This window comes from Rhodopirellula sp. UH5, assembly GCF_056839225.1.
In genome coordinates this window covers 3,834,780-3,848,489 of the sequence record NZ_CM166390.1, presented here as the reverse complement: position 1 = coordinate 3,848,489, position 13,710 = coordinate 3,834,780, and the positions used below count along the sequence as shown (strand labels likewise).

The following is a 13,710-nucleotide window of genomic DNA, read 5'->3' as shown; positions in this document are numbered from 1 at the left end:
CGAACCAGTGTAGCTGGGCGGAGCAAGCAATCGAAGCCTGCTCGAGTTGTCTTGTTCAAGTGAGGCTTGCTGAATGGCCGAGTCCGCTTCCGATTTTGGGGCGCAGGCGAGATGGATCGATCGGATCTTTTCCAGTTGGAGAGCTGGAGGCGGATTCCAAGGGTGTGGTTGCTTTCGACTGAATGGGGGGTGGGTCCCGGGCCGAACTTTGGATGGTCGGCCTGGCGATTGATTGGTTCCCATCTGGTGGGGAGTCGATCCCGGAATTGAGCGAAGGTACCTTCCTTGGAACGATTTCGGTTTGTTCGACCCTTCCAGTTGCTGGTTTGATCAACTCGGAACGGGTTTCGTCTCGTGTCAACGCAAATGAATTGGACTTCGGTGTGGTCGTTCAAAAAACGCTGCTCATGGCAATGGTGTTTGTGCCTTTCCTGGGCACTTCGTTGGTGCGAGGGGATGACTCCCTTTTACCGATTCAGCTGAAGGTCCTGAGCTACAACATTCACCATGGTGAAGGGACAGACAGCAAGCTCGACCTCAACCGCTTGGCGAAGATCATCCAAAAAGTCGACCCCGATTTGGTCGCGTTGCAGGAAGTTGACCAAAACACTCGGCGGACCGGAGTGGTCAATCAAATCGAGGTTCTGGCCGCACAAACGGGTCTGTTTGGGCAGTTTGCGAAGCAACTGGACTATGGCGGCGGAGAGTATGGGCAGGCGATTCTATCGAAGCACCCGATCCAAGCCTTCAAGGTGCATTGGTTGCCAGGTGAACCAGATCGCGAACGGCGGATTGTTGGAGTGGCTGAATTTCAGATTCACGGAAACACTTTTCTTTTCGGGACGACGCATTTGCATCATGCTCGCGTCGACTTGCGTGAAGGACAGACGCGGGAACTCGACCGGCTTTTTGCTCAAGGCACCCTGCCGATGATTCTTGCAGGCGACTTCAACGCCTCGCCGGATTCCCAGGCGATTCAAATGCTGCAGCAGGAATGGCGAATGGCGACGTCGGAACCGATGCCTACCTTTCCTGCAGAATCGCCCACTCGACAACTGGACTATGTTGTCGTGCGTCCAGCAAATTCGTGGCGAATTGTCAAAGCAATGGTCCTGGACGAACCCCTCGCTTCAGACCATCGTCCAGTGCTGGTGGAATTGGAGTGGCTGGGCGAAAACTGAGCGGTGGGGCGTCGCAGGCGATTGGCGGAGAGGTCTGGGGCTTGGGTCGGCAGTGACATCGCAGCCTGGCTGCGTTGTCTTTTTGCTAGGATGTGCGACGCTGTTCCGCTTGTCATTCCGAAGGGACGAATTCACCATGCCCGCGTTTCATATTCAACGTTCCCAAACGATCGACGCTGATACACGCGATGTTTATGACGCGGTCAGGGACTATTCGACTTGGACCCGCTGGTCGCCTTGGTTGCAGGTGGATCCTGATGCGGAAGTGACCGTTAGCAATCCGTCAAATGAATTGGGAGCGACGTATCACTGGAAGGGGGAGCTGGTTGGTGAGGGTTCGATGACCCACCGCGAACTTCAGGCTCCGCAGAGCCGATCGGCAAACTCGTCGGTCCAAGCCGATCTGGCGTTCATCAAGCCGTTTAAGTCGCAGTCCAAAGTGGAGTTCGAAATTCATCCCGTGATGACGGATGGTCGACCGGGATCCAAGATCACCTGGCACATGCGAGGCAAGTTGCCTTGGTTTTTGTTCTGGATGCGATCGATGATGGAAATGTTCGTGGGGATGGACTACGAGCGAGGGTTGTTGATGTTCAAGCAGTTTGTCGAAACTGGCGAAGTGCTTTCGAAGCTGGAAATCAAAGGTGTGGTCAACGAACCCGACCGCATGATCATCGGGCATCGGGGAGGCTGCACGATGGATGACATCGGTTGCCACATGTCAGCGACGCTGGAGCGAGTCAAACCACACTATCGCGAAGATGATGAACGCATTCATGAATGGGCCAGCCTGTATCACACGACGTCGGACCTTCGCAAACGATGGTTCGATTACACGGCTGGTTACTTGGCCGATGCAGGCACGCGCGTTCCGGCGGACTGTGTGGCGGACACCGTGCCCGCCGGCAAGTTTCTTTTGGTCCGGCACATCGGTGACTACGCCCATCTTGGGAACGCTTGGTCGGGTGGGATTCAGTACATCCGCTACAAAAAAATGAAGATGGCCAAAGCGATGGGATGTGAGGTCTATCGCAATGACCCGGAAACCACCGAAACCAAAGATTTGATCACGGATGTTTACATTGCTTTGAAGTGATTCAGTAGCTTTGGGATTTCGATGCTGGCGGAACCACGAATGGTTTCATCGAAGGCACTCGACGCAGGTGTGTCGCCCAGGTTGACTTCGATGCGGCGGCAGTACGGGGGTGTTTGCGCCACGATGCCAGCGGCGGGATACACGACGCCCGATGTTCCAATCGCGAGGAACAAATCAGCTTGTGTGGCGGCTTTCTCGATGCTTGCCAGGCCGATCGGCATCTCGCCGAACCAGACAACATTGGGTCGCAAGCAGCCTCGCAAGTCATCGTTGTCAGGATCTTCCGGGTGCGGCGTGTCAACGCTCAGGTCTTCGGTCCAGTCAAAGACCTCTTCGGTGTAGGTGCATCGAGCTTGCAGCAATTGCCCGTGCATGGCCAGCACATTCTGGCTGCCGGCGCGTTGGTGCAGGTTGTCGATGTTCTGAGTCACCAACAGGAAATCGCCGCGTCCATGTTCAAGATGGTCGCGTTCGAATTCCGCCAGTGCGACGTGCGCTGCGTTGGCGCGAATCTCAGGGTTCAACAACGCTCGGCGACGTTGGTTGTAGAACTCTTGCACCAACTCAGGGTTGCGAGCGAATCCCTGTGGCGTGGCGACTTCTTCGACGGCGTGACCTTCCCACAATCCGTTGGCGTCACGGAAGGTTGGGATTCCGGATTCCGCAGAGATCCCGGCACCGGTGAGGATGAGAACGTTCATGGCTACGTTGGAAAAGAATCAAACCCTGTGGCACGGTGGTCCCCACCGTGAATGCAAGCATTCGGTCGTGTCGCGACTGAGAGCCTCTGACCTACCGACGCCGTCGCTTTTTCTTTTCGCGTCGGTCGGACTTTTTCTGGTGCCGGAGAGGCGACTTCTTCGACTTGCTGCCGGAGGGGCCTTTGGGATCGCTCTTGCCCGCCGAGTGGTTCTTCACGACGTCGAGGTACAACTGCCGGTCTTGCAGGTCGACTTTGCCAATTCGGACCGTCAGGTGGTCACCCAGTCGAAAGCGGTTGCCTTCTTTGAATCCCGTCAGGACTTGCCCGCGGCGTTCAAAGCGATATTGATCACTGGGCAACTCGGTGACGGGAATGAAGCCATCGACGGGAAGTTTCAAGCAGCGCGCGTGAATGCCATCGGCGAAGACCCGGCTGATCACGGCTTCGAGTGTTTCTCCCTGTTTCTTTTTCAGGAAGTGAAGCAGTTTCAACTGGATCAATTCGCGTTCGGCCTGGGCGGCATTGCGTTCGGCGTCGCTGCATTCATGCCCGAGTTTGACCAACTCCGCGAAAGATTCATCGGGAGTGGGTTTCTTCTCGATCAGTCGCTGCACCAAGCGGTGAACGCTGAGGTCAGGGTACCGGCGGATGGGGCTGGTGAAGTGACAGTAGTGTTCTTTGTCGAGCGCGTAGTGGCCTTCGCGGTGCGGCCCATAGACCGCTTTGCTCATGCTTTTGAGCACCGCAAAGTTGACGGCGTTTTCGAGCGTGGTGCCAGCGACTTTGTCCAGGACGGCTTGGATTTCGAAGCGGCTTTCGACATTGTCAATTCCCAAGCCGAGGTCTTTGACGAAGCTGGTCAGTTGCCGCAGTTTGCGGCGTTCCGGCGGTGCGTGAATACGATGCAGGAAATTGAGTTCTTGGTCGTCCAACCAAGTCGCAACAGCTTCGTTGCCGAGCAGCATGAACTCCTCGATGATCTGGTGGCTCTCGGTGTTCTCGGTTTGGTAGGCGCCTTTGACCTTGCCCATTCGATCCAGTTCGAGCTTGATGTCTGGCATGTCCATCGAAAGCGAACCGGCTTTGAATCGACGCTTGCGAATTTGCATCGCGAGCTGGTGCATGTGCGTCAGCAGTTCACAGATCGGGTCTCCCCAGTCTTTCTGGAATGCCTCGGGGGACGCGAGGAACTGATCGATTTGCTCGTAGTTGAATCGCTTGTCGCTGCGGATCGCGGCGTTGTGAACTTCGCTGTGGGTGATGGTCAGATCATCCAGCATTTCAATTTCGACCGTCTTCACCAAACGCATGCGTTCGGGCTGAAGGGAGGCGAGGTGATTGCTGATGATCTCGGGGATCATCGGAATCACGCGGTCCGGCAGGTAGACGCTGGTCCCGCGACGACGCGCTTCGACATCCAGTTTGCCAGCGGGCGGAACAAAGTGACTGACGTCGGCGATGTGCACCCACAACCGCCAGCGACCCTCTTCACGTTGCAATGAGATCGCGTCGTCGAAGTCACGTGCATCGAACGGGTCGATCGTGATCGTCAGCATGTCCGTCAGGTCCTTGCGGTCTGCCGGCACGACGTCGTCGTCGAACGCGTCGGCTTGATCGCGAGCTTCGTCGAGGACCTCTTCGGAGAACTCATCGGGCAGCGCGTATTGCCGCATGATCGTCAGGGTGTCGATCGCCGGGTTTTTGCTGCTTCCCAGACGCTCGAGGATGACGGCTTCGCCACCGCCCGTTTCTTCATCGGGGAAGTCGACGATTTCGACAAAGATCTTGTCGCCGTCTTGCAGGGGCAGACCTCGCACGTCGCCGACGCTGACGGGCGCTTCGTAGTGAACGCCGTCCAGGTAAACGACGGGACCTTCGATCGTGTCGGAACCGGGTTGGTCAGGTTGCGGGGAGGAGAAAAACGTGCCGGTGAATTGACGGCGTGCGCGCTGCAGCACCTCGACCACTTTGCCTTCGATCCCGCCCCGGCGGCTGGGTGCGATCGTCACAGCGACCAGGTCGCCTTCCAGGGCACCTGCGGTCATGCCAGGGGGAACGAAAACGTCCTCGGGAACATCCGCGTCGACACCGCCACCACCGCTGGAGGGGCGAACGAAACCGAAACCGCCGCCCATGGCACGGCGAAATGTTCCGCGAATTTGGTCCGTGGGGCCACCGACGGCCGCGGCAGCGACGACCAGGTGGTTTCCGCCGTAGATCAGCCGGCCTTCGAGGACCAATTGTTTGACCACCCGACGGACTTCGCGGTAGCCATCCGCGTCGAGTTCCAACAGGGCAGCGATTTGTTTGGGTTTGCTGGGACGGTATTCCGCCGCGTGAACGAGTCGCAGAACGCGATCGATCAATTCTTGTGAGACTTGCATGGCCCCAGAATAGTCGACCGAGGCTTGTCCGGGGTAGGACGTGTTGCCCATCGGCGGCAACGCTTCCACTGGATGGTTTAACGTTCCGATTGGCGGGGTTCGTTCGAATCCAGCAGGGGAAGTTCGTCTTCGGAGCGTTGGAAGATCGCTTCTTTGAAGTGACGGCGACAAACCGTTTGGTACCGCTCGTTGCCCCCGATCTGGACCTGCTCACCGTCGCGGATGACTTGGCCGGATTCACTCACTCGCAGCACCATCGTGGCCTTGCGACCGCAGTGACAGATCGTTTTGAGTTCCGTCAGCGTGTCGGCCCAGGCCAGCAGGTGTTCGCTGCCCTCGAACAGATTGCCTTGGAAATCGGTTCGCAGCCCGTAGGCCAAGACGGGGATGTCCAGGTCGTCGCAAACGTCGCTGAGCTGGCGCACCTGGGTTCGGGTCAAAAACTGGGCCTCGTCGACGAGCACGCAGTGAAGAGGTTGGGATCGTGTCTCTGCCCGGGCGATCTCCAACAGGTTGTCGGAGGTGGTGAACGAAACGGATTCCGATTCGATGCCAATTCGCGAGGCGACTTTGCCACTGCCAAACCGAGTGTCGATCTCGGGAGAAAGAATCAGGGTGTTCATCCCCCGTTCGCGATAGTTGTAGCTGGACTGCAACAAAACCGTGGATTTCCCGGCGTTCATCGTGGAATAGTAGAAATACAGCTTCGCCATGGCAGCGTGTTGGAAATCAGGGGCGAGAATCGGAGGCGGTGGGTCTGTGCCGGATGATTCGACAGTTTGCTAAAGTGCTGACATGAGCACCACCAAACTCGAACCGGCCGCTTTTGATTTGCACCAGCCGTTCCCGCCTTCGGGGGACCAGCCAGCCGCGATTGCCAAGTTGATCGAAGGCATCCAAAGCGGCAAGACCGCGCAGACACTGCTGGGAGCCACCGGGACCGGGAAAACGTACACGATGGCCAACGTGATCGCGTCAGTCCAGCGACCTGCGTTGATCCTCAGCCACAACAAAACGTTGGCGGCTCAGTTGTACGGGGAATTCAAAGAGTTTTTCCCCAACAATGCCGTTCATTATTTCGTCAGCTACTACGACTACTACCAACCCGAAGCCTACATTCCGCAGCGGGACGTCTACATCGAAAAGGATTCCTCGATCAACGAGGAAATCGACCGGTTGCGATTGGCCACCACCAGTTCTTTGGTCAGTCGCCGCGATGTGGTGATCGTGGCCTCGGTCAGCAGCATCTACGGTTTGGGATCGCCGGATGATTACCGGCAATTGGTCGTCGATCTGCATCAAGGTGAACAGACCCGCCGAGATCACTTGCTGTTGAAGTTTGTCGATCTGCAATACCAACGCAACGACATCCAATTTGAACGCGGGAAATTTCGTGTGCGTGGGGATTCGATCGAGCTGTGGCCCAGTTACGAAGAGTTCGCCTACCGCATCGAGATGTGGGGCGATGAGATCGAGAAGATCTCGCTGATCAAACCGACGTCGGGCGAGACCATCAAAACGGTCGAGCACCTTTACATTTATCCGTGCAAGCACTTTGTGATGCCGGAAGACCGCATCCAACGGGCGATCCGAAGTCTGCGAGAAGAGCTGGCGCAGCAGCTCGAGGTCTTTCAGTCGCAAGGGAAATTGCTGGAGGCTCAGCGATTGTCGGCGCGAACCAAATTCGATCTGGAGATGCTGGCCGAGGTTGGGCATTGTCCCGGCATCGAAAATTACTCGCGTCCGCTCTCGGGCAAAGAACCCGGTGCGACCCCGGACACGTTGTATGACTTTTTCCCCAAGGACTTCATCACCTTCGTCGACGAGTCGCATGTGACCGTGCCTCAGGTTCGGGCGATGTACGCCGGTGACCGAAGTCGAAAAATCACGTTGGTTGAACACGGGTTCCGGCTTCCGTGTGCGCTCGACAACCGGCCGCTGAAGTTCAATGAATGGGAAGAACGCACCGGGCAGATTTGCTTCGTCAGCGCAACGCCCAGCGACTATGAACTCGAACGCACCGGCGGCGAAGTGGTGGAGCAGATCATTCGCCCCACAGGCTTGCTCGATCCCGAGGTCGAGATCGTTTCGGCTCGCGGGCAAGTGACGCATCTGTTGGAACAAGTTCGCATTCGTGCGGAACGCAATGAACGCGTTCTGGTCACGGCGCTGACCAAACGTTTGGCGGAGGACTTGGCGAACTATTTCCAAGAACAAGGTGTTCGCTGCCGATGGTTGCACAGTGAATTGAACGCATTCGAGCGAGTGGATTTGTTGCAGGAACTGCGGGCTGGTTCGTTCGATTGCTTGGTCGGTGTGAACCTCCTTCGAGAGGGCCTCGACCTTCCTGAGGTTTCGTTGGTCGCGATCTTGGATGCGGACAAAGAAGGCTTCTTGCGGAGCGAAACGAGTTTGATTCAAACGATTGGTCGTGCAGCTCGGAATGCAAATTCCCGCGTGATTCTGTATGCCGACAAGGTCACCAATTCGATGCAGATGGCGATCGACGAAACCGAGCGTCGCCGTGTGATCCAGATGGAATACAACACCAAGCATGGGATTGTGCCGAAGACCGTTCTCAAGGCGATTCGCAAAGGCATCAACACCGACGCGGCCAACCACAAGGATTCGACCCGCAAGGCGCAGGACAGCGGCGAACCCACCTACATCACGATCGAGTACGTCGACAAACTCGAGCAGGAGATGTTGTCTGCGGCGGAGGACCTGGAATTCGAGCGTGCGGCAAGATTGCGAGACCGGGTGCTGCAACTCAAAGAGCACATTGGCAAACCACTCTCCGACGTAGAAATCGTCGACGAGAAATCGGCTGGCAAGTCAGGCGGCCGCGGACGCGGTCGTCGCGGGGCCAAGAAAACGGGGGCCAGCAAAGGCACCAAGATCCCGCGGCCAAAACGCGGTTGATGGTCGTCGTTGGGGCAAGTCGCTGGTTTTCTTCCACAAGCAAACGCAGTGTGACGAACTGAAAGCACGCTTGGACCTAGCGGGGGAACCGCGAATTCGGGGAGCGATTTTGACGCGTTTTTCGTGCCCAGCGACGATGGGCTGCCGGCTCAGAGCCGAAATTAACGCAAGTGCCGAAGGGTTCCGAAGATGCGAAGATCAGTCTGGTCGTGGCAGGTGGTGTTCGCTAATCTCCGCGGGAAACACATCCTTCCCGTTCTTTTGACGGGAACTCTCCCCCCCATTTCTCACCAAGGAAGGCGAGACCATGGCGACGGTTGTCTGCACTCGCTGGCTGGACGCATTCCCAGCATCGTATGTCACGGTGTTGCGAAATGCTGTGGCGGCCAATTTGAACCGTCCTCACCGTTTTGTTTGCGTCACAGACAATGTGGCTGGATTAACCGATGGGGTCGAAGGAATTCAGATGCCTGACTTGGGCATTCCTTTGGAGCGTCAGCAAAAAGGTTGTTGGCCCAAGTTGTCGATTCTGGCACCGGGGGTTTTGCCTGCCGACGAGCCAACGCTGTATTTGGACCTTGACGTGATGGTCAATCAGAACCTGGATGGGTTCTTTGGTCGTTTGGTCGCCAAGCGAGGTTTCCACGCGTTGCGAGAATGGAATCCAACGCTCTGGAGTTTGGCTCCCTTGATGATGCGTCCTGACCGTGGCGTTCAGGGATCCATTCTGGGGTTCTATCCAGGTGAACAAGCCGAGTTGTTTCGACGATTCAACGAGCACCAACAAGAGTGTTTTGAACGCTTTCACCTCGACCAAGATTTCCTGACCGAGAATGTCGATGATGTCAGCTACTGGCCGTTCGCCTGGACGGCCAGCTTCAAGTGGCATTGTCTGAAGTACTACCCCATCAACCAGGTTTTTCCCAAGGTCAAGCGTCCTGCGAAAGCCAAGGTGGTAGTCTTCCACGGCAATCCTCGGCCGATTGATGTCGTGCCAGAAGGCGACTATCGCTGGGGAACCAAACGCAAATTTGGTCACGGTCCCGTGGATTGGGTTCGTGATTACTGGTTGAGCCACGATCCAAGTTGGAGCGATGACGCAACGGATCCCGAAGAAGTCGCGTCCGAGCGGACCGCGGCCTGAGACGTCCCGCTCAAAATGGTGAGCGGATCACGTCCAATCACTTGGTAACGCATTCTCGAAATCACGACCACGCACTCGAATGGATTTCCCACGAGGTCGAAAACATGAACGTGTCTCAAGCACTCGTTGTCACGTTGCGGCGAGCGACCGCACGGCAACCTCAGGTCCAGCGGATTCTTCAAACGTGCCCGGTGCCCTGCGCGGTTCATGAAGCCGTTGACGGCAAACTGTTGCCTGCCGAAGAACTGCAGCGTTGGGTCGAGCCGCGATTGCATTCGCCTTCCTATCCGTTTTCGCTGAACGTCGGTGAAGTCGGGTGCTTTCTCAGTCATCGAGGCATCTGGCAACGCATCGTTGATGAGGGCTGGGAGCAAACGTTGATCGTCGAGGACGACATCGAATTTGAACCGGGCTTTGACGAGTCGCTGGCCTTCGCCAGTGACCATGCCAAACCGGGGGACTACGTGCAATTTCAAGTGCGTCCGTTTGCTGCTCCGCATCGCGTCATGGCACGGCAGTCCAAGTGGTCGCTGCTGTGTCCCGATGTGATTCCGCTGCGGACATCGGCCCAGCTGGTGACACGAGAAGCAGCGGAAAAGTTATTGGCCGCTTCCGAGCAGATTGATCGTCCCGTGGATGCCTTCATTCAAATGCGATGGGTCACGGGGGTTCGCGTGGTGGTGATGCAGCCCTCGTGCGTGCAGGAGGTATCCGCGAATTTGGGTGGCAGCACGATCGGTGGCGGTCGCAAAAGAATGGCGGTGACCGACCGAGTGAAACGGGAGGTCTTGCGTCCGATTTACCGTTTTCAAATCGCCACGCGTTCCCGCAAGGACGCTGCTTGAACCAGAAATTGACATTGAATCTGTTGCAAGTCGTTTCCTACAAGAACCTTCAGTCGTTGGAAACATGGAGGGTTTGACGACCTCGGAACTCAAGACGAAATCGTGCCCGAAGAAAAAGGATTTTCAGTGCGGCAAGACGAACCGATATGGATCACCGGTGCCGCGGGCATGGTCGGTGCCGCTTTAACGAAGCACCTGCAAACGGCGGGTTACACCAACCTGTTGACACCTGCGCGAAGCGAGCTGGACCTTTGCTCGGCTGACGCGGTCCAGGATTATGTTTCGCAGCATCGACCCAAGCACGCGTTTTTGCTGGCTGCAAAAGTGGGCGGGATTGTCGCGAATATCAACGACCCGGTTGGTTTCTTGGACGAGAACCTTCGCTTGGTTGTCAACCAACTCAGTGCTTGTGCCAAAGCTGGCGTGGAGAAAGTGTTGTTGCTTGGCAGCACTTGCATCTATCCCCGCGAATGTGCGCAGCCGATGGTCGAGGATTCGCTTTTGACGGGTCCACTGGAGCCAACCAACGAAGGCTATGCCCTCGCGAAAATCGCTGGCCTGCGATTGGCACAGAGCTATCAGAAACAGATGGGGATGAAGTGTGTCCTGCCGATGCCGTGCAACATTTACGGCACCGGTGACCACTTTGATCTGGCACGCTGTCATGTGCTCAGTGCGTTGGTCAAACGATTTTCTGATGCGGTGGACCAGAACGCGGAGTCGGTCACGCTTTGGGGCACCGGATCTGCCAAGCGTGAGTTCATTCATGTCGAGGACGTGGTTCGCGGCATGTTGCATCTCTTCGATGCGGAAACCGATGGGCAGATCATCAACCTTGGTCCTGGCACCGACGTCAGCATCGCCGGGTTGGCGGGCATGATCGCGGAGCAGACAGGGTTCCAAGGTCAGATCTGTTGGGACACGACTCGCCCTGATGGGATGCCTCGCAAGTGCACTGACAACACCAGACTCAAGCAATTGGGGTTTGAGCCCCGCGTTTCGCTGAATGACGGGATCGCCAGAACGATTCAGGAATACCGGCAAACACTCAGCAACAACCCTTATTCAGCGAACGCGGCATGACCCCGGAATCTCTGCAAGCCTTTGAGTTGTGGATGGATGACCATCTCGAACCCGCCTCCAGCGAATTCGGCCGATACTGGTACCCGTTGACGGTGCCCACGTTCGGGCGAGATGAAATTGCCGCGGCCATGAACTGTTTGGTCAATTACCGAACGTCGATGGGCGAGCTGACTCGCGAATTTGAAACTCAGTTCGCTCAGTACATCGGTTGTCACGACGCCGTGATGGTCAATAGCGGGTCATCCGCTGATTTGTTATTGGCTTACAACCTGGTCAATCCATCCAACCCTCGGTTGTCCGCGGGCGACGAAGTCTTGGTTCCGGCCGTGACTTGGCCGACTCAGATCTGGTCGCCGTTGATGGCTGGATTGAAGGTCACCTTGGTTGACGTTGACCCTCAAACGCTGAACGTGGACTTCGACGACATGCGTCGACGTCTGACTTCGAAATCCAAGTGCGTTTTCGCTGTGCATTTGATGGGCAACCCCATCGACATGACGAGGATGAAGCAATTCTGCGAAGAGCACGAACTGATTTTGATCGAGGACTGTTGCGAGTCACTCGGCGCCAAGTACGACGATCAACATGTCGGGAACTTTGGATTGGGCGGAAGCTTCAGTTTCTTCTTTTCCCATCACATGACCACGATGGAAGGTGGCATGGTGACTTGCCACAACGAAGAGGATGCAGACGCGCTTCGTGTTTTACGAGCCCACGGTTGGTCACGTGGATTGAAGTCGCCCGCAGGCGGAACTTCATCTGGTTCCACCAAAGCGGTGTCGAATCCCACGGTGGTGGATGATCGCTATCGATTCATCAACTGGGGATTCAACCTCCGACCCACTGAATTGCAAGCCGCGTTTGGTTTGGAGCAACTCAAGAAACTGGACGGCATGAACGATCGCCGTCGAGAATTGGCGGGACGTTTTGCAACGTACGCTGACAGTCAGTCTTGGTTTGAATGCTTTGAAACGCCCACCGCGGGCCAAGCCAGCCCATTTGCGTTGCCAATGTTGTTGAAGGGTGAGGCGGTTGGTTCGCGAACCGAATTGTTGGCGCACTTGGAACAAGCAGGCGTGGAGACTCGGCCGGTTGTGACGGGGAACTTTGCTCGTCAACCAGCGGCCCGTTTGCTCGGCGATGTCAATCCCAAGGACTATCCCGGTGCCGAATGGATCCATGAACAAGGCTTCTATCTGGGGCTCAGCCCGATGATGGATGACCTCAAACTCGAACGTCTGATCCGCACGCTCGATGAAGCGCACGCTGCGGTTGTGCGGCCGACTCAGATTCGCAAGGTGGCTTAATCGATGATCGTGACACGTTTGATCGGCGGACTTGGCAATCAATTGTTTCAGTATGCGTTTGGGCATTCCTTGGCTCGACGCACCTATCAAACGTTGCTGATCGATGACTCCGCGTTTGAGGAGTATCGCTTGCATCCACTGGCGATCAACCATTTCAGCATCTCAGCGTCACGTTTGTCGGATGTCGATCGCTCTCGGGTGCCGGGGAAGTTTCGTCGGACTCCGGTGGGACGGGCCTGGGACCAATTCGGACGACGGATGGTCCCTGGTTATGTCGGAGCACTTCCGGTTCGTCGCGAAAAACCATTCGGGTTTCGGGAGTCACTGATCACGCCAGAACGCGATCTCTACTTGGATGGGTACTGGCAGAGCGAGAAGTTCTTTCCCGGATTGAGAGAGAGCCTGCGAGAGGAATTGCGGCTGCGAGAAACGCCGTCCGAGACGACCCAGCGGTTGTCAGAGCAGATGAACACCGAAAACAGCGTCGCGATTCATGTTCGTCGCGGTGACTATGTGACCTCGACCAAAGCGAAGCAGATCTACCGGACGTTGGACGCGGACTATTACCGCAGTTGCTTGCTGGATTTGGCGGCGCGAGAAACCGATTTGAAACTCTACTTGTTTTCAAATGACGTTCCGTGGTGTGAATCCAACTTGGACGTTGGCATCCCGTTCACGCCGGTGCAGCACACCGACGGGCAAACGGCTCACGAGGATCTGCATTTGATCGCTCAGTGCCGGCATGTGGTGATCGCCAACAGCACCTTCAGTTGGTGGGGAGCGTATCTCGGACAATCTCACGCTTCTCGGCGGGTCTATTTTCCGGAGCCTTGGTTCCATTCAGGGACGCTGGATGGATCCGCGATGGGATGTGACGATTGGATTTCGGAAGCGAGTCTCGCCGAACGGTCATCGCGGGAAATTAGCCGTCGGGCTGCTTGATCGGACGAGCATTTTGGGTCTGTCCTCCCGCTCCTTCGATCTGAACACAAGCCTTGGCTTTCGATGGGATCGGCGGGCGGCTACAACAGCAGCAACGACTCGT

The 13,710-nt window shown here is 56.6% G+C and carries 11 protein-coding genes; 8 read left to right on the top strand and 3 right to left on the bottom strand.

Translation table 11 applies throughout. The features are described from left to right. Positions 1–266 precede the first annotated feature (266 nt). Both UH5x_RS13745 and UH5x_RS13740 read left to right on the top strand, forming a co-directional pair. Positions 267–1,181: an endonuclease/exonuclease/phosphatase family protein gene (locus UH5x_RS13745; protein WP_236696692.1), complete on the top strand. Its 915-nt coding sequence runs from the start codon at positions 267–269 to the stop codon at positions 1,179–1,181. A 136-nt stretch (positions 1,182–1,317) separates the two neighbouring features. After that, positions 1,318–2,277, top strand: a complete 960-nt coding sequence (locus UH5x_RS13740) for a GyrI-like domain-containing protein (protein WP_047817109.1) — start codon at positions 1,318–1,320, stop codon at positions 2,275–2,277. Here the strand turns inward: UH5x_RS13740 and UH5x_RS13735 are convergent. From UH5x_RS13735 to UH5x_RS13725, 3 genes are all read right to left on the bottom strand, one after another. Further along, complete coding sequence (locus UH5x_RS13735; RefSeq protein ID WP_482632714.1) at positions 2,259–2,978, bottom strand: SIR2 family NAD-dependent protein deacylase; 720 nt, start codon at positions 2,976–2,978, stop codon at positions 2,259–2,261. The two genes, UH5x_RS13740 and UH5x_RS13735, sit on opposite strands and share 19 nt — an antisense overlap. Positions 2,979–3,069: 91 nt before the next feature. Beyond that, complete coding sequence (locus UH5x_RS13730) at positions 3,070–5,364, bottom strand: ribonuclease R family protein (RefSeq protein WP_482635991.1); 2,295 nt, start codon at positions 5,362–5,364, stop codon at positions 3,070–3,072. 77 nt (positions 5,365–5,441) lie between these two features. Next, positions 5,442–6,077 (bottom strand): thymidine kinase, encoded by a 636-nt coding sequence (locus UH5x_RS13725; protein ID WP_047817107.1) that lies wholly within the window; start codon positions 6,075–6,077, stop codon positions 5,442–5,444. Positions 6,078–6,159: 82 nt separating this feature from the next. Between UH5x_RS13725 and uvrB the strand changes: the two genes are divergently transcribed. From uvrB to UH5x_RS13695, 6 genes are all read left to right on the top strand, one after another. After that, entirely contained in the window at positions 6,160–8,286 is a 2,127-nt protein-coding gene (gene uvrB / locus UH5x_RS13720) for an excinuclease ABC subunit UvrB (RefSeq protein WP_482632713.1), read from the top strand. A gap of 307 nt (positions 8,287–8,593) precedes the next feature. Beyond that, complete coding sequence (locus UH5x_RS13715) at positions 8,594–9,430, top strand: glycosyltransferase (protein ID WP_482632712.1); 837 nt, start codon at positions 8,594–8,596, stop codon at positions 9,428–9,430. A 104-nt stretch (positions 9,431–9,534) separates the two neighbouring features. Further along, a complete protein-coding gene (locus UH5x_RS13710; RefSeq protein ID WP_047817103.1) occupies positions 9,535–10,275 on the top strand; it encodes a glycosyltransferase family 25 protein in 741 nt (246 codons plus the stop codon). A gap of 102 nt (positions 10,276–10,377) precedes the next feature. Next, complete coding sequence (locus UH5x_RS13705; protein ID WP_482632711.1) at positions 10,378–11,358, top strand: GDP-L-fucose synthase family protein; 981 nt, start codon at positions 10,378–10,380, stop codon at positions 11,356–11,358. Then, complete coding sequence (locus UH5x_RS13700; RefSeq protein WP_482632710.1) at positions 11,355–12,665, top strand: DegT/DnrJ/EryC1/StrS family aminotransferase; 1,311 nt, start codon at positions 11,355–11,357, stop codon at positions 12,663–12,665. Before UH5x_RS13705 ends, UH5x_RS13700 begins: the two co-directional genes overlap by 4 nt. 3 nt (positions 12,666–12,668) lie before the next feature. Beyond that, on the top strand, positions 12,669–13,607 hold the full coding sequence (locus UH5x_RS13695; protein WP_482632709.1) for an alpha-1,2-fucosyltransferase: 939 nt from the start codon (positions 12,669–12,671) through the stop codon (positions 13,605–13,607). Positions 13,608–13,710 lie beyond the last annotated feature (103 nt).